The organism is Calorimonas adulescens (assembly GCF_008274215.1).
Classification (GTDB): domain Bacteria; phylum Bacillota; class Thermoanaerobacteria; order Thermoanaerobacterales; family UBA4877; genus Calorimonas; species Calorimonas adulescens.
Window position 1 is genome coordinate 38,039 of record NZ_VTPS01000006.1, and the last position, 17,229, is coordinate 55,267.

Genomic DNA, 17,229 nt, shown 5'->3' on the forward strand with positions numbered 1-17,229 from the left:
GAGGTTAATGGGAGATGAGCGTATGGTCAGAGGTATCCGCGGTGCGACTACCTGTGAGAATACAGCCGCTTCCATAGAGGAGGCTGTAATGGAGCTCACATCAGCCATGATGGAAGAAAACGATGTTGCCCCGGAAGATGTTGCGTGCATAATATACTCGGTAACTTCAGACATTGATGCTGTCTTTCCTGCTTCCTGCGCCAGGAAACTTGGCCTTAATAATGTGGCCCTCTTAGATGTGCAGGAGATGGCAAAGCCCGGTGACCTACACCACTGCATAAGGGCGCTTATGCTGGTTAATACTGATAAAAGGCAGGATGAGATGAGATTTGTATATCTGAGAGAGGCTGAAGCTTTAAGGCCGGATAAGGTGGGGAAGTGATAGAATGGATTCCTTTGAAAAACTGAAGATACTTGGCCAGGCCTCCAAGTACGACATGTGCGGCTGCGGTAGGCCAAATGAGGACGACTACATAAAGAATGGTATATACAGGGTGCATACGCCAGATGGCATATGCTCCATATTTAAGGTGCTGCTTACAAATAAATGTCATAGAGACTGTGCCTACTGTGTAAACCGGTTTGAAAATAACACGGAGAGGACATCCTTTACCCCGGAGGAACTGGCAAAGGTGTTTATGGAGGTGAGGAGAAGGCACTCCATTCAAGGCCTGTTTTTAAGCTCTGCTATTGATAAAAATCCTGACAGCGACATGTCCTCACTTATAGATACTGCAAAGATATTGAGGACAAGATATAACTTCAAAGGCTATATACACATGAAGGTCATGCCGGGCGCTTCCCGAGCTGCCATAGAGGAGGCTTCAAAGGTGGCAAATCGTCTCTCCCTGAATATAGAGGTGCCATCGGAAAGATATATGGAAAGACTGACAAGGGCCAAGAGGTTTGGGGAGATATTAAACGGCATGAGTGAGATTAAAAGGCTTAAAGATAAGGGAATTCGTGTATCGCAGACTACCCAGTTCATTGTGGGGGCCGCAGGAGAGAGCGACAGGGAGATAGTAGACGAGGCATACAGACTAAAGAGGGAATTCAACCTTGCCAGGGTATATTTTAGTGCATTTCGCCCTGTAGAGGGCACGCCTATGGAAGGGAAAGAGCCTACCCCACTTATGAGAGAGTACAGATTGTACCAGGTGGATTTCCTCTTCAGCCAGTATGGGTTTAAGCCAGAAGACCTGAGCTATGAGAAAGACGGAAACCTGCCCATGGATAAAGACCCGAAGTATGTCTTTGCTTTAAATCATCCTGAGATCTATCCTGTGGAGATAAACACGGCAGACTATAATCTGCTTTTGTTGGTGCCGGGGATTGGACCTGTATCAGCGAAGAGGATATTAGAACGCAGGGTAAAAGATCCATATCATAGCATAGATGAACTTAAAGGTACCGGGACAGTTTTAAAAAGGGCCAGGCCGTTTATAACTATAAATGGCAAAAGTTTCACAGAAGAGAATAAACCCAAACAATTGTCCTTTATATAGGCGCCGTCTTCAGAGAGCCTTCAGTTGTATCTTATTAGATATAGTTAAACCAAGTAACTGCATCTGTAAAATATAAATATCTTTACCACATCCCACACATCTTTCGCAAAATAGCCGCAATAATAACCACTAAATTTCTACATTTTTACTGAAGACCTTGGGAAATATGACCATATTGACGTCGCTCCCGCAGCGGACTTATAATTAAAGAAGCATAAAAGGTCTAAGTTATATATTTATTCAGATTTATTATTCTTTTGCGTGAATTTATGATATACCTGAGACTTTACACTGGAACAACAATATTGGGAATGGGGGAAATAAAGTGACGCTTAAAAAATTATTTATAATAGGCCTTTGCAGTGTAATATTGTGGCAGGTAATTTTGTTTTTTCTTCCTGTCAGCAGGATACTTTTTACTATCCTGTCTACAATAGGAAACTCATTGATCTTCTATCTACTAATAAGAAATTATTTCAAGGTCAACTTAAATGGATATGATGGCAGCAATAAGGCAATGGATACATATTCAAGGTCACTACCAGCAGAGGATATAACCACTAAATCAAACCAAAACGCTTCAAGAAGGCTTACATCAAGGCTTGATGAAAACGTTTACGAGAGTCTGCTTTCTATCTCTGAGACAATGGGATTTGACACACAGCAGCTCGCATGGCTGTCTAAAGACAATATAAAGATGTTTGAACAGATAGCAAAGATTTTCTATGACATAGAAGAATTCAGCCAACAGAATGCAGCAAGTACTGAGGAGATAACTGCGAACATCAGTGAGCTCGTTACAATATCAGAAAGATTGAAAAATGGGATTTTAAAGATTGAGGGTCAATCATCCGAATCCACAAGCATGTTAAAGCAGGATAAAAAGACATTAGACAGTATAGGTGGCCTCTTAATGGACCTCACCCGCGTCATAAAGGATGCCTCGGACAACAATTTAGAGCTCCAGAATTCTTCCCAAAAGATATATAAGATTGTGGAATATATAGATACCATATCAAAACAGACAAACTTATTAGCGCTGAATGCATCTATTGAGGCGGCAAGGGTTGGAGAGGCTGGAAAAGGTTTTGCGGTAGTGGCACAGGAGATTAAAAAACTTGCTGATGAGACAAAAAAATCTATTTTTGAGATAGAAGAAATTACTGATGAAATATCTGAGAAAATAACAAATTCAAATGACGCAATGAAGACATGTATGGAGAAGCTCAAAGACGTCGAATCGGCTGCCTCAGTGTCTACAGATGTTATCATACAGATAGAAAACGTAGTAGAAAATATTACAAATTCTCTTACGGACCTTACAGAGATGTCTCTTACACAGATGAACGCAGCCACTGAAATAGAACAGGCTGCTGAGGCTATAGCGAAAGCTGTCGAAGACACCTATAATATAACAATGAATTTAATTAAAAAGGTTGATGTTCAAAGCAGCAAAAATGATGAGATGCTGAAGTTTAGTAACAAACTGTGCGATACAGCTTCAACCCTGCAAACTATGATTGCAATGCTGAAGACAGACAAAGAAATTATTTTTGGGATCAATCCTTTCACATCTCCCGAAAATATAAAGAGGATGTATGTGCCAATACTTGAAAGGGTCTGTATGGGTGTGGGTTACAAGGCCAGGACCATAATAGTTAAAGATTATGATGCATTAAATGATGGAATAAAGAGGGGCGTTATAGATATTGGATGGTTTTCACCCTTTGCATATGTAAATGCACACGAAAAAAGCGGCGTAAAACCTATAGTTACGCCTAAGGTAAATGGCAGGTTTGCATATAATGGCTATATAATAGCTAAAAAGTCAAGCGGTATACACTCAATTGCTGATTTAAAAAATAAGCACTTTGGTTATGTAGATCCTGAGAGTGCATCAGGGTATATATACGCAAGACATATACTTAAAACAAATGGCATTGATCCAGATACGATTTTCAGCAAAACCTCTTTTATGGGAAGCCATGATAATGTAATTAAAGCTGTCCTTTCGGGTGAAATAGACGCAGGAGCTACATACAATGAAGCTATAGATATGGCTGCTGCCAATGGCTTGCCTGTAAATGAACTTGAGATAATTGCACAGACCGAGGATATACCTAAAGACGCCATAGCAGTAAGCCCGAATATGCCTGAGGATACTGTATTAAAGTTGCAAAAGGCCTTTGTAGGATTTAATGATTTCAGTGGAATTGAAAGTCCGGTACAGGGATTTGTAGAAAGCAATGACAGCACATATGATGTAATAAGAGCTATAGCATGAGGGTGGCTTGCACTGTGGTTACACTACCGATTGCGTTCCCTGCTTGTAGCAGTGGTTATAGATATGGTAATGATGTAAAGTACTTTTTGCACTGGCAACCAGCTATGGTATAATAATTACCCGGCATACCCTATTTCAAGAACAATCCGGGAGTAACTTCCAATCTAGTGGTAATAAAGGTACAGCCCGAGGTAAGCCCATGGGGCGAGATTGTCTGTGAGCTTGGTGAGGCTGAGGACATCAAGACTGTGGATATAGACATAGGTCTGGTGGATAAGGTGAGAAGGGATATAACTGTCTTTAAGGACAGAAGGCCTGCTGTGTACTTATAAAACTGATGTGCCGATGTTTTTATGATGTTTATACTGGCTGACGACGCAATGGCATTTTACTTGTGTCGGTCGGCCTTTTTTGTAAACTATTTATCATTTTTTATGATTAATACTTTATAGAAGCAAAATTATTTATTGTTTATAATATCAGCAATTTATAATTAGGAAGGGAGTGTGTATAAATGATTAAACTCATCGGCATCTTAATCATCATAGTTGGTTTTATATTCAGGGTAGATACACTGCTTACAGTGCTGGTTGCAGGTATTCTAACGGGACTCATATCTGGAATGGATATAATGTCTATACTGGATACAATGGGAAAAGCTTTTGTGGACAACAGGTCGATGTCTCTCTTTGTGTTGACTTTACCAGCAATAGGCCTGGCCGAAAAGCACGGCCTGAAGGAACAAGCTGCAAGGCTTATTGGCTCCATCAGGGCGGCTACGGCAGGGCGAGTAATGTCTATATATCTTGTTTTAAGGACAATAATTGCAGGATTGGGACTGAGACTGGGCGGACACCCGCAGTTTATTCGTCCTTTAATAGCACCGATGGCTGAAGGGGCTATTAAAGCTAAGTACGGTGTAGATGAGCTGCCTGAGGACTTATATGAAGATGTGATGGGTCTTGCGGCGTCTTCAGAGAACTACGGTAATTTCTATGGACAGAATATATTTATTGCAGCCAGTGGGCTTTTGCTTATCCAGGGTGTTTTTAAAGAGGCAGGCATTTCTGTTGACCTTATGGTCATGTCCAGATATGCGATACCGGTAGGCATAATGGCTGTAATATATGGTGTTATCCAGTATTATTTCTTTGACAAGAAAATAGAAAAGAGGATGGAAGGGGTGAAGGGAAATGCTGCAAAACCTTCTAAATCTTGATTATATGTACTTTTTAACGGGGCTGCTGCTGATAGTCATATCCATATATACCTGCATGGACAAAAATAACCCGGCAAGATATACCACAGCTCTCTTTTGGACACTTTTTGGGCTCACATTTATGGCACCCATAGTTCACCTGCCCAATTTTATCGTTGGTATTTTCCTGATTGTAATGGCTGTTCTCTCTGGCGGAAAGATGGTCAGGCTTGGTTCTTATAAAGAGCCTACTCCTCATGAGAGAGAAAAAGAAGCGGAGAGAAGAGGAAATTCTCTCTTTATGCCGATATTAATCATCCCGATTGTAACCTTTGTGGTTGCTCAGTTTACAAAACTGGGGGCACTGGTAGGCCTGGCCTTAGCCTCAATAGCTGCCATTATTGTGGCTATGATTATGCTTCGAGAAGGCTTTTCCGGCACCATGGAGGAGTCAAGAAGGCTGGTAGACTCTATAAGTACAGCTGCAACACTTCCACAGCTGCTGGCTGCTCTGGGCGCTGTATTTAATGCTGCAGGCGTAGGCACAGTGGTGGCAGGACTCATCTCATCTGTTATCCCTGTAAACATTCCACTTGCCACGTTAATTGCGTATTTCCTTGGCATGTCTATTTTTACCATAATTATGGGCAACGCCTTTGCTGCCTTTGCCGTAATAACTACTGGTATAGGGATACCACTGGTGGTGCAGATGCACAGTGCTGACCCGGCCATACTGGGTGTCCTGGGTATGCTGGCGGGGTATTGCGGCACTCTGGTTACACCCATGGCGGCCAATTTTAACATTGTCCCGGTTGCCCTTTTAAATATGAAGGATACGTTTGGTGTTATTAAAAAACAGATTCCTGTAGCAGTTTTGATGTGGATTAGCATACTCATATTTGGATACATTGTGCTGTTTTAAAGTTTAAGGGGGATTATTTATATGTCTAAGATTTTATTGACAGGTTTTGAGCCGTTTGGGGGAGAGAAGGTAAACCCATCAGAGCTGGCTGTGAAAGAGCTTGCAGGTAAAACAATCAGTGGACTGGAGGTGGTTACAGGGGTTATACCTGTTGTGACAAAAAAGTGCATTGACGAAACAGTAAAACTCATTGAGGAGTACTCTCCGGTGGCTGTCATAAATGTCGGCCAGGCCGGAGGCAGGATGGAAATAAGCGTAGAGAAGGTTGCCATAAATGTCAAAGACTACAGGATACCTGACAATGAGGGCAATCAGCTAAGGTATGCGCCTGTTGTAGAAGACGGGCCGGCGGCATATTTTGCTACAATTCCTGTAGAAAAAATTGTTGACAATATGGTGGAAAACGTAGTGCCGTCGTCTGTATCATATACGGCGGGTACATACTGCTGCAACGAGGTCTTCTATGGCGTATCCAGCTATATCCATACCAATAACCTCAAGATATTGAATGGATTTATCCACATCCCCTTTATACTGGAACAGGCTGCAGGGGCAAAGCCTCCAAGGCCGAGCATGTCTTTAGACACTATAGTAAAGGGGCTTGAGATAGCTATAGATACAGTTGCTGAATACATCAGACAATAAGGTTACGATCCCGGTGGGGGTATACTGTATCGGTATGTCCTCCCCATACCATATATTTATACTGACGGTGGGTGGTTACTGTGACGTTTTCTGTAGATCTAAACAGCGATGTTGGTGAGAGCTTTGGGGTATATAGGATAGGCATGGACCGTGAGGTATTAAATTATGTCACATCTGCCAACATTGCCTGTGGGTACCATGCAGGTGATCCGCTGGTAATGGAAAAGACTGTAGAAATGGCTGTAAAAAATATGGTAGCCATAGGTGCCCATCCCGGTTATCCTGATATCATGGGCTTTGGCAGGAGAGAATTGAATGTAACACCGGAGGAGGTAAAGGCCTACGTCAAGTATCAGATAGGGGCACTCTATGCCTTTGCTGTTTCTAAAGGTGTAAAGCTGCAGCATGTGAAGGCCCATGGTGCTATGTACAACATGGCAGTCACTGACTATGGCCTGGCCAAAGCAATAGCAGAGGCAATATCGGAGGTAGATAAAGACCTCATAATTCTTGCCATGGCAGGCAGCCAGATGATAGAAGCCGCAAGAGATGCTGGCATTAAGGCCGCAAGTGAGTTTTTTGCCGACAGGGCATACAATGATGACGGCACTCTTGTATCAAGAGGCATACCGGGCTCAACCATAGAGGATGAAGAGCTGGCATTAGAGAGGGTCATAGAAGCGGTAGAAGAGGGCAGGGTAGAGACCATAACCGGAAGGAGTATAAGCCTTAAGGTTGATTCCATATGTGTCCATGGGGATAACCCAAAGGCTCTGAGATTGGTAAAAAAAATCCGGGAAGGGCTGGAGAAAAATGGCATTAATGTTGTGCCGCTCTCCCGATTGCATCTATAAAAAGGGAAACATGTTGTTCATAGGGGGGAGAGCATGTATAATGAACCCAGGTTTATGCCTGTAGGAGACCAGGCTCTGCTTATGGAACTGGGCGACGATATAGAGGAAGGATGTAATGCCTGTATAAAAGGCATGATAGAGCTCATTGAGGAAGTGGGAGTTAAAGGCATTATCGAGACAATACCCAGCTACAGGTCTATACTTATATATTACGACCCTTTCGTGACAGACTTCAATGAGACAGTAGACAGGCTTAAAAAGATATATGGCAGACTTGATATAAAAAGTGTAGAAAAAGGGGACACAGTTATAATACCTGTGCTCTATGGCGGCGAGGTGGGGCCCGACCTGCAATTTGTAGCCAGGTACACGGGTCTGACTGAAGAAGAGGTCATAGATATACACACATCCATGGATTATCTTATATATATGCTTGGATTTGCGCCTGGCTTTCCTTATCTTGGAGGGATAGATGAACGGATACAGGTGCCGAGACTTGAGACGCCACGGGAGTGGATTCCAGCAGGCTCGGTAGGCATAGCAGGCAGACAGACCGGCATATATACAGTAGATAGCCCTGGTGGCTGGAGGGTTATAGGCCTTACACCGGTTAAGCTGTATGACCCACATAGGGATATACCAGTGATCCTCAGGATAGGTGACTACATAAGGTTCAGGCCGGTAACAGTGGAGGAGTTTGACGAGATAAAGAAGGGTGTGGAAAGTGGCACCTATTATCCTGAGGTATTAAGAGGTGGGGCAGGATGAAGATCCTAAAAGCCGGAATCACATCCGTACAAGACATGGGCAGGTTTGGGTATCAGGCTTACGGTATGCCAACCTCTGGGGCATGTGACCAGTATTCTTACAGGATTGGCAATATACTGGTAGGAAATGACGATGTAGAGGCCTCATTAGAGTGTATGCTTATGGGTCCCACCATTGAGTTTGAAGAGGATACGGTATTTGCCATTACAGGGGGATATTTTAATACCACCTTAAATGGAGTGAAGATTTACAACTGGCACTCATACAGGGCCAGGCCGGGTGATATACTCGAGCTGGGCGGCGTTATATCAGGCTGCTTTGGTTATATATCCTTCAGCGGTGGCATAGACGTGTCGCCTGTCATGGGCAGCAGGTCAACCTATATAAAGGGGAAAATAGGCGGCCTTGAGGGGAGAAATCTGAAGGATGGAGACACCTTAAAGACAGGTGAAGGAAACCTTTTTGCATATGGCAGACAGCTTGAGCGCATATATATACCACGTTATGAAAGAGATGTGACAGTGAGAGTGGTAATGGGGCCTCAGGATGACTATTTTACGAAGGAAGGTATATATACCTTCTTAAATAGCCCCTATGAGGTGACGCAAAGCTCGGACAGGATGGGCTACAGGCTTAAGGGGAAACCAATAGAGCATGCTAAAGGGGCCGATGTGGTATCTGACGGTGTGCCATTAGGGGCGGTACAGGTTCCGGGAGATGGCCAACCTATAATAATGCTTGTGGATAGACAGACAACAGGGGGATATACAAAGATAGCTACGGTCATCACTGCAGATATACCCAGGGTGGCGCAGGCCAGGCCGGGCGATGTCATACATTTTAAAAGCATTTCTTTAGGGGATGCCTATTGGACATACAGGCACTACAAGGAACAGTTTGAAATAATAAGATGGTATGTGGAACATAGCTAAGTGACAGCATAATATCGCTGTATTTCTACCATGGACAAAATTTAGATATTGTCCATGAATATTTACTCAAAGTGTAAAGTACTTTGCAGACAAGGCATGCTGACTGTGCTATAATAAGGCACATTATAAGTTTAGCCAGATGAATCAATGAAATGAAGGGAACTTTCTATGCGAAGCCTCATTGAAATATTTGAAGTGTTAGGATTGATGCTTGATAACGATGGCGATGGTGTAAGGGATACCTTTGATGGGAACATCTGGATAAAAGAGGGATTGAGCGGTGCAGGAAAACTCATAGCTGTAAATCTTGCCGCCATGATAGGCAGGGAGTCCCTTGGATATGACAGAGACCCAATTATCAGGATATACGATGGAGGGCCGAAGAGGGGCTTTATCATAGAAGATGGTGGAAGGTCAGGTATTTTCTTAGAAGGGGATGCTGTGAGGATAATCGTCGGGGAAAAGGGTGGAGGTCTGCTTGAAAGATATATCTTCCAGAAGTTTCCTTACATACCCGGAGACATGGGTACAGGAAACTTGAAGGTTTCCTGCTGCAGGGATATCACAGGCATTATATTTTACGACAGGGCCATGGAGGTTACACTAAGCGGAAGCGATAACAGGGTCTATATTCCAGTAGATGACTTAAATGTCAAAGCGCCCCGTAGAGAGAAAAGAGCCAAGCCAATAGATCTCTCGGACCTTTTCAGCTTTAATGGTATGTACCAACGCATGAGAGGGGGTTATTTACCTCAAACAGCTGCTACCATTATCATTCCTCAGGATATCATGGATTCAGAAATAGAGGAGATAGGAAAGATTGCCCTTAAAATAGGAATAGAGAGCGTAGAGATGGTATTTCCACTGTGCATATATGAAGGCCAGGCCTTGAGCCTTACGGACTATCACTGTCCCATTGTCATAGGTCCTTCAAAGCTGTATAACGGCAGTGAGAGGGGAATAAGCCTTGTTTTGGATGATTCAGGGTTTGGCTTTATATATGTAAACCGTCATGACCTTAAGGCAGCAGCAGATTATTTTCTCAATACCTACCCATATATCGACGAGAAAAGGATATATTCTCTTGCAAGCATAAAGGACATGGCAGAGAGGTATGCTGCAAGGGATGATGCGATAAAATCCGAGGGCTGTGTCTCGAAGAAGCTTGAGTGGGAAGTGGATGAGGTAAGGAGGATAATGAGGGAAAAGGTGATTCCCGTTCTCAATAGGGGCGACAGGGTAAATGTGCTCTGTGCCCTAAGTGAGGAGGAGGTGGTAAGGGAGAGGCTGAAAGACGAAATAACAGGGCTGCTATCACCGAAGGCCGGGCAGATAAATGTGGATATACTCTCCTCATATAAGCAGGGGTATTACTGGATAAAGGAGAAGGTGATACCTGCCGCATTAAAGTACAGGGGCCAGATCTCCAGGGTGGTGATAACATTCAAGATGGAGGAAAATGAGCTTTTAAAGAATGACTCCAGGGTGCCTGACATGAACATTCTATCAAAGGGCAGTATAAGCTTCATGGAACTACCCATAAGATGGCTCCTTGAACTCTACCCGGTGGATAAACTCATTGCTTCTGAACTTTCCATATCAAGGGATGCTATCTGTTTTCAACCGGATAGCGAACACACCTATGGTATTTGCATATATGACATGGACTCAAACATCATAATGTCTGATTCCTATGATGCTGCAGTCCATCAGATGAGGTACATGGGGTGTTTCCCTGACACTCCCATGGTAGCCCCTGAAACAGGCTTTTTAAAGGTGGCTATAAACGGGAAGGCGGCCATTTCAATAGAAATTATGCCTGACAGCCTGAGGGTATGGGAGCATTACCAGGAGTTTCTCAGTGAGATGCTGGATGTCATAGAAAAAGATGACAGCGATGGGGTGAGATTTGACGGGATTGATTTTGATGTCCGCATGAGCGACATTGATGAAAACCTGCCCTTTGACGAGGATAGAATATCCACACTGGAGGCTTTGGAAGAAGACCTGTATTTTGTTACGCTGGACTTCATGAGGATGGCTGAGGGCAGAACGGGGAAAAGAATAATACCCGGCCTCATAAGGCCGATTATACACTCAGGCTATGGCTCGCCTGAATTTACAGTTTCCTACAGGATACTCCAGGGAAATGATGCTAAGGACAGCAGTATGTCGATTATTGGGATAGAACCATCCGTAGGATTTATAAACCTGAGGATTAAAGGGTATGACGGTGATGGCTTTGAGATAAAGGTAAGGGAGAGAGGTACAGATGTAGAGGTTTTATCTGCTAATGGAAATGGAATTGCAAATCTGCCAAAAAAAATACTGCTCCATGCATCCCGTCTGAATGATGGGGTCATAGGGTATGACGAATATGTAGCGATGGTGTTAAACCTGCAGGGGCCTGGCCTGAGGACAGAGCTTGCTGCTACATCATTGATGGGCAGGTGCGTATATGCGGTATATATGCATTCCCCGCTCTCAACTGAAATTGTCTCTGAGAACAAATGGTTTTTCATAAAACCCACCCTGCTCATAAACTGCAGGCACCATGCCAATGAGGTCTCCAGCACCAATGCCGCATTTATGCTGATAGAAAACACTTTAAAGGAAATGGACAAGCTGAGGAATATAAACCTGGCTATAATACCTGAAGAGAATGTGGATGGCTCTGCATTCCTGAATGGGCTTATATCCGAGCATCCAAAATGGAAGCACCATCCGGCAAGATACAACGCCCGTGGCGTAGAGTTTGGACATAAGTACTGGAAGTGCCCTGAAAGCGAGGCCCGTGCCCTGCCCCATGTAGTTGAAAAGACGCTGCCAGTACTGTTTTTGGATGCCCACGGGGTGCCAAGCCATGAGTGGGATCAGCCATTCTCAGGTTATGTGCCGCCGGCATTCAGGGGGTTTTGGTTACCGCGCAGCTTTATATACTATTACTTCTGGGTGCCGGCATCCTGCGATAAAAAGGACAGATATATAAAAGAAAACATTAAAAGGCATATAAAGGAATCTCTGCTTGATATTCCATGGATTAAATTAAGGAATGAAGACCTCTTAAAGACATACAACAGATATATGGGGGAATGGATGAGGGATATAGTTGGACAGGACCCGGAAGATGGGCTCTTCTTTGAGATACCCGTTAACTCCATGACCCACATAGGCGAGGTCTTTCCATACATCACATATATAGACATGACCTCCGAGGTCATAGATGAGGTGGCACAGGGTGAACACCTGGAGAATTGTATCATGGTCCACCTTGCCACATTCAATGCTGTTGTAGCTTGTATGAATGAACTCATTGAAAGGGGGTGGGGGAGAGGTCATATACAGTCTGTAAGGATGTAAAATAAAATAAATAGTTAATCCACTGTAAGAACCGTGCCTTCTTACACCTAAACCAACAATTGAAGGGGGAAAATCTGATGAAAAAAATTGCATTATTACTGGTACTCATCCTGAGCCTCTCTGCAGTGGCCGGGTGCGGTACTACACCCACAAAGAAGGGTGAAGAAACGCAGAAGACTGCACAGGAGACACCTGCAGAGGGTCAGACCATAACCTATAACCTTGGTGCACAGCCCGGCAGCATAGACCCTGCAAAATGCAATGAGGTTGTTGGATTTAATGTCATCTACAACGTATTTGAAGGACTTGTAAGACTGGATAAGGACTCCAACCCTGAACCTGGAATAGCAGAAAAGTGGGATGTTTCAGATGACGGGCTTACCTGGACATTCCATTTGAGGGATGCAAAATGGTCTGACGGTAAACCTGTAACCGCTGGAGATTTTGAGTATGCATGGAAGAGGGTATTGGACCCCGCCACAGGTGCGCCCTTTGCCTATGACCTCTACTACATTAAAAATGGCAGGGCATACAACGAAGGAAAGGCAAGTGCTGACGACGTAGGCGTTAAGGCACAAGATGACAAGACACTGGTTGTAACCTTGGAGAATCCGACACCATACTTTATCACACTGCTTTCACTGCCTCAGTTTGTGCCGCAGAGAAAAGATATGGTTGAACAGGACCCTGAGGGCTGGTCTACAAAACCCGAACTGTATATAGGCAATGGCCCATTTAAAATGACAGGGTGGACTATGAATGACTCATATACCTTTGAAAAGAATGAAAACTATTGGGATGCAGCATCGGTTAAACCATCTAAGCTGGTATTTACCCTTATGGTTGATGCTAATACTGTTCTTTCTTCATTTGAATCAGGTGAACTGGATATAGCAGACCTTGTTCCTACACAGGAGATAAATAGACTGCAGAGTGAGGGCAAACTGAAGATATATCCAACCATAGGTACCTATTATGTGCTTTTCAACACGAAGAAACCACCCTTTGACGATCCAAGGGTGAGGAAAGCCTTCAGCTTGGCCATAGACAGAAGCTCAATAATTAATAATGTTGCAAAGGGCGGACAGATACCGGCAGGTGCATTCGCACCCTTTGGCTATCCTGACGCTGACCCGACGAAGGACTTTAGAGAAGTGGGCGGAAACTACTATGACACTGAAAAAGCAAATCTTGAGGAGGCCAGGAAGCTTCTTGCAGAGGCTGGATATCCGGATGGCAAGGGATTCCCTAAGGTGAAATATCTGTACAATACATCTGAGGCACATAAACAGATAGGTGAGGCACTGCAAAATATGTGGAAAGAGGGCCTTGGAGTTGACGTTGAATTGGTCAATGAGGAATGGAGTGTCTATCTCGACGACAGACAGCAGGGCAACTATGATATGGCGAGGGCTGGATGGATGTCGGAATACAGGGATCCAATAGCTATGCTTGAGCTCTTTACCACTGGCAGTGTTAACAATGATGCAAAATGGAGCAATAAGGAGTTTGATGAACTGATAAAGGTTGCAAAGTCCACAGCAGACCAGAAGGCTAGAATGGAGGCTCTCCATAAGGCTGAGGATATACTGATGAGCGAGATGCCGGTGGCGCCCATATATTTCTATACAAAGACGGTTGCCTATCAGCCAAACCTGAAGGACTTCCAGATTACACCTTTAGCAGGTTATGTAATACTGAAGCGAGCCTACAAGGAATAAGTTAATTGTAACATCCCCTGATAGCAATACAATGCTCATCAGGGGATGTTATTATCTCAAAGCTGGCCTATTCACATACATCTACCCATATTCCCCCGGTGATTTTTTGGAGTTCATCGGGGGATATTTTTATCATGGAGTTTTTTGACCCAGCAGCGGGGTAGACCATATCATACTTTTTTAATGACACATTATTGAGGATTATGTATAATTCTTTTTATTTCCCAGCAAAATACAATCAAAGAATAATATCACTGGATATGCTCTAAATAGAGTCTCTACGAACTCTTATAGGTAGTAATTAATGAGACAGAGGGAACAACCAGTTTAATTTTAATAAATAAAAAAGAAAAATTAGAAGAAAATATGCTAAAATATATATAAGGTAACTGCATATGTTTCTTATTAATATCATAGATTACAGGTTATTCATTGGAGGTTCCTATGTTTGATATAAATCCCAAGGATTATTTTAGGGAAGCATTTAAGACAGCAGGGTGGGACAGGGTCTATAAAAAGGGCGAAATAATACATATGGACGAAGAACCTGGCGAATATATATACTTTATTATCAAGGGAAAGGTTGCCCATATCATTCATGACAACACCGGTAAAGAAAGGGTAATATTGATAATGGATGATGGGGACATATTCGGCGAGGTAACTCTGTTTGAAGAGAAGCAAAACCTTGTCATCAGCGAGACTATGGATGATTCTGTGATAAAGAAGATACCAAAAGCTGAGTTTGCAGAGCTTTTGAACAGGGATAACGGGCTGTACCTCGCTGTAATAAAGCTGCTTTCCCAAAAGTTTCGCTGGCTTATAATGGACATCATCGACCTAAGCTTTGAGAACGTCTACGGCCGGGTTGCAACGTATCTTCTTATGCTTATGGACAGGTATGGAGAAAAAGATGATAGGGGCATAACAATAGGTATAAAATTAAGCCAGAATGACATATCCAGGATGGTAGGAGCAAGCAGGGTCAGTGTGACAAAGGTTATGGAGGAGTTTAGCCGTCTTGGCATACTGGAGGTAAAAAACAAAATGATAACAATAAAGAGCCCGGAGCAGTTAAAAAGCTGGGCCAATCTTACAGTAGAAAAACTTATAGACTAAGGGCCTAACATTTGAGGCCCTTGATCTGTTTTTTCAAGACAGTCGAATATCTTATCAATTTTTACTTCATTTGGTCTTTCTGTAATCATGGATATTAGCATAGTAATGAGGATAAGATTTATGAAGAACGCCTACAGGAAGCCTGAATAACAGAGTGGATACAACTATCATAGAGTTTATTGCAGACATGCCAACTGCTATGGGTGCAGCCAGTATTATTGTGCTGGCCGGCCATGTTAGATTAAAAATAACATATAAAAGGATAAGTTAATTGTGATATCTCTTGATGGCTATACAATGTGCATCGGGAGTTATTATTATCCCAAAAAAATATTTTATCTTTATCTGTGGCAAAATAGCATATGATTGATATTCATCAAAAGATGATGCAGAATAAATATAAAAGGAGTGATGCAACCTGAGAACCACATTAAGCATTTCTGACGATGTTATTAAAGAAGTTGAGAGCATTTATTCTATAAAAAACAGGTCAAAAGCAGTGGAAGAAGCTTTGAAGAATGCAGTAAGGTTTAAAAAATCGCACGGTTAAAGAGCCTTAAAGGTAAAATCAAATTTGATATTGATCTTGGAGATATAGAAAAAATGAGGGGTTTGGATGATGAAAGATTTGGACGGTAGGGTATTGATAGACTCGTCCATATGGATAGAATATTTTAGGGGTAAAGGTAATATTGCCGAAGAGGTGGACCGGCTAATTGATGAAGACAGAGCAGTTATAATAGGGCCATCTTTATGTCTTTACTCTTGATAAACATTTTGATTCTATAGAGGGACTTTTAAAATATCAAGGAGATTGAAATATAGAACCAACATAAATGAGATTTTTGCATTAGATGGCCTGGATCGAGTATGCATCTATCCTTATATTTTAAAGGATAGTGTCTTAGCTACTCGGCCAGGCTCTATGCCAATGGTTCTGGTAGCAAGTTCTACTGTCTCTGTTCATACACTCATTCTTTAAGCTGTGAATAGCTCACACATAAAAGAAACCCTTTAAACCTCAAGGCTTCCGATAAAATCATTTATGTCTTCTATCCTCTTTGCCTCAAGAAACTTTTCTATGCCATCGATTATGTCTATCATTATGTCAGGCTTATTGAAGTTCATAAGGCCTACCTGCACAGCATCTGCACCGACCATAAGGTATTCAAGGGCATCCCTGTATGTAGCTATGCCGCCTGAGGCTATTATTGGTATATCTAAGGCTTTCCTTACCTCATATACAAGTCTCAATGTTATGGGTTTTATAGCCGGGCCAGAGAGCCCACCCAAGACATTCCCCAGGAGAGGTTTGCCGGTGTCTATGTCAACGGCTAAGGCGAGATAAGTATTGGCTATGGTCAGGGCATCGGCTCCACCATCTGTTGCGGCCTTTGCAATTTTTACAATATCTGCAACATTGGGAGAGAGCTTTACTATTACGGGCCTTGTGGCTCTATCCTTGACTGTCCTTGTAACCTTGTAGGTATATTCCTCAAACATGCCAAAAGCCTTCCCGCCGGCCTCGATGTTAGGACAGGATATATTTACCTCATACCCCGCTATTCCCTCACCATTTTCCATTATATCTGTTACAAGACCGTATTCCTCCACTGTAAGGCCGGCTATGCTGGCTATTAATGGGACATTAAATTTTCTCATAGAGGGGAGCTTTTCTGCTATGAAGTTTTCTGCCCCGTCATTCTGTATGCCTACGGAGTTTATGGCCCCGCAGGCTGTCTCCACTATCCTGGGAGGTGGGTTGCCATGCCTTGGGTTTAGAGTAACACTTTTGGCTACCACAGCACCCAGCCTTCCTATGTCTATATATTCTTCATAGTCAGCAGGGTTAAATGTGCCCGATGCATTCATTACAGGATTTTTGAGCCTCATACCTGAAATTTCAACCGATGTGTTCATA

At 43.0% G+C, this 17,229-nt stretch carries 16 protein-coding genes; 15 read left to right on the top strand and 1 reads right to left on the bottom strand.

The genetic code is table 11. The annotated features are described in order from the left end of the window. Positions 1 to 22 precede the first annotated feature (22 nt). From aroH to FWJ32_RS13300, 15 genes are all read left to right on the top strand, one after another. On the top strand, positions 23 to 382 hold the full coding sequence (aroH, locus tag FWJ32_RS05160; protein WP_203227586.1) for a chorismate mutase: 360 nt from the start codon (positions 23 to 25) through the stop codon (positions 380 to 382). Between the two features lie 4 nt (positions 383 to 386). After that, a complete protein-coding gene (locus tag FWJ32_RS05165) occupies positions 387 to 1,505 on the top strand; it encodes a radical SAM protein (protein WP_149544911.1) in 1,119 nt (372 codons plus the stop codon). Between the two features lie 325 nt (positions 1,506 to 1,830). Beyond that, a complete protein-coding gene (gene phnD, locus FWJ32_RS05170; RefSeq protein ID WP_149544912.1) occupies positions 1,831 to 3,789 on the top strand; it encodes a phosphate/phosphite/phosphonate ABC transporter substrate-binding protein in 1,959 nt (652 codons plus the stop codon). A gap of 167 nt (positions 3,790 to 3,956) precedes the next feature. Continuing rightward, the gene (locus tag FWJ32_RS13295; protein ID WP_162523518.1) at positions 3,957 to 4,121 is read left to right on the top strand and encodes a hypothetical protein; all 165 of its coding nucleotides are present in this window, start codon (positions 3,957 to 3,959) and stop codon (positions 4,119 to 4,121) included. Positions 4,122 to 4,303: 182 nt separating this feature from the next. Continuing rightward, entirely contained in the window at positions 4,304 to 5,008 is a 705-nt protein-coding gene (locus FWJ32_RS05175) for a DUF969 domain-containing protein (protein ID WP_149544913.1), read from the top strand. Beyond that, complete coding sequence (locus tag FWJ32_RS05180; RefSeq protein ID WP_149544914.1) at positions 4,983 to 5,909, top strand: DUF979 domain-containing protein; 927 nt, start codon at positions 4,983 to 4,985, stop codon at positions 5,907 to 5,909. The genes FWJ32_RS05175 and FWJ32_RS05180 overlap by 26 nt, the downstream gene beginning before the upstream one ends. A gap of 21 nt (positions 5,910 to 5,930) precedes the next feature. Beyond that, on the top strand, positions 5,931 to 6,554 hold the full coding sequence (gene pcp, locus FWJ32_RS05185) for a pyroglutamyl-peptidase I (protein ID WP_149544915.1): 624 nt from the start codon (positions 5,931 to 5,933) through the stop codon (positions 6,552 to 6,554). An 80-nt stretch (positions 6,555 to 6,634) separates the two neighbouring features. After that, positions 6,635 to 7,408 (top strand): LamB/YcsF family protein, encoded by a 774-nt coding sequence (locus FWJ32_RS05190; protein ID WP_149544916.1) that lies wholly within the window; start codon positions 6,635 to 6,637, stop codon positions 7,406 to 7,408. 33 nt (positions 7,409 to 7,441) lie between these two features. After that, on the top strand, positions 7,442 to 8,176 hold the full coding sequence (gene pxpB, locus FWJ32_RS05195; RefSeq protein WP_149544917.1) for a 5-oxoprolinase subunit PxpB: 735 nt from the start codon (positions 7,442 to 7,444) through the stop codon (positions 8,174 to 8,176). Further along, a complete protein-coding gene (locus FWJ32_RS05200) occupies positions 8,173 to 9,108 on the top strand; it encodes a 5-oxoprolinase subunit C family protein (RefSeq protein ID WP_149544918.1) in 936 nt (311 codons plus the stop codon). The genes pxpB and FWJ32_RS05200 overlap by 4 nt, the downstream gene beginning before the upstream one ends. Positions 9,109 to 9,276: 168 nt before the next feature. Next, positions 9,277 to 12,468, top strand: a complete 3,192-nt coding sequence (locus tag FWJ32_RS05205) for a M14 family metallopeptidase (protein WP_149544919.1) — start codon at positions 9,277 to 9,279, stop codon at positions 12,466 to 12,468. 77 nt (positions 12,469 to 12,545) lie between these two features. After that, a complete protein-coding gene (locus FWJ32_RS05210; protein WP_149544920.1) occupies positions 12,546 to 14,189 on the top strand; it encodes a peptide ABC transporter substrate-binding protein in 1,644 nt (547 codons plus the stop codon). Positions 14,190 to 14,633: 444 nt separating this feature from the next. Then, on the top strand, positions 14,634 to 15,308 hold the full coding sequence (locus tag FWJ32_RS05215; protein WP_149544921.1) for a Crp/Fnr family transcriptional regulator: 675 nt from the start codon (positions 14,634 to 14,636) through the stop codon (positions 15,306 to 15,308). Positions 15,309 to 15,777: 469 nt separating this feature from the next. Then, positions 15,778 to 15,858 (top strand): hypothetical protein, encoded by an 81-nt coding sequence (locus FWJ32_RS13580; protein WP_238988800.1) that lies wholly within the window; start codon positions 15,778 to 15,780, stop codon positions 15,856 to 15,858. A gap of 69 nt (positions 15,859 to 15,927) precedes the next feature. Continuing rightward, positions 15,928 to 16,077, top strand: a complete 150-nt coding sequence (locus tag FWJ32_RS13300; RefSeq protein ID WP_162523519.1) for a PIN domain-containing protein — start codon at positions 15,928 to 15,930, stop codon at positions 16,075 to 16,077. 245 nt (positions 16,078 to 16,322) lie between these two features. Here the strand turns inward: FWJ32_RS13300 and FWJ32_RS05225 are convergent, their stop codons facing one another. Next, positions 16,323 to 17,228 (bottom strand): dihydroorotate dehydrogenase, encoded by a 906-nt coding sequence (locus FWJ32_RS05225; RefSeq protein ID WP_149544922.1) that lies wholly within the window; start codon positions 17,226 to 17,228, stop codon positions 16,323 to 16,325. Position 17,229: the final 1 nt, after the last annotated feature.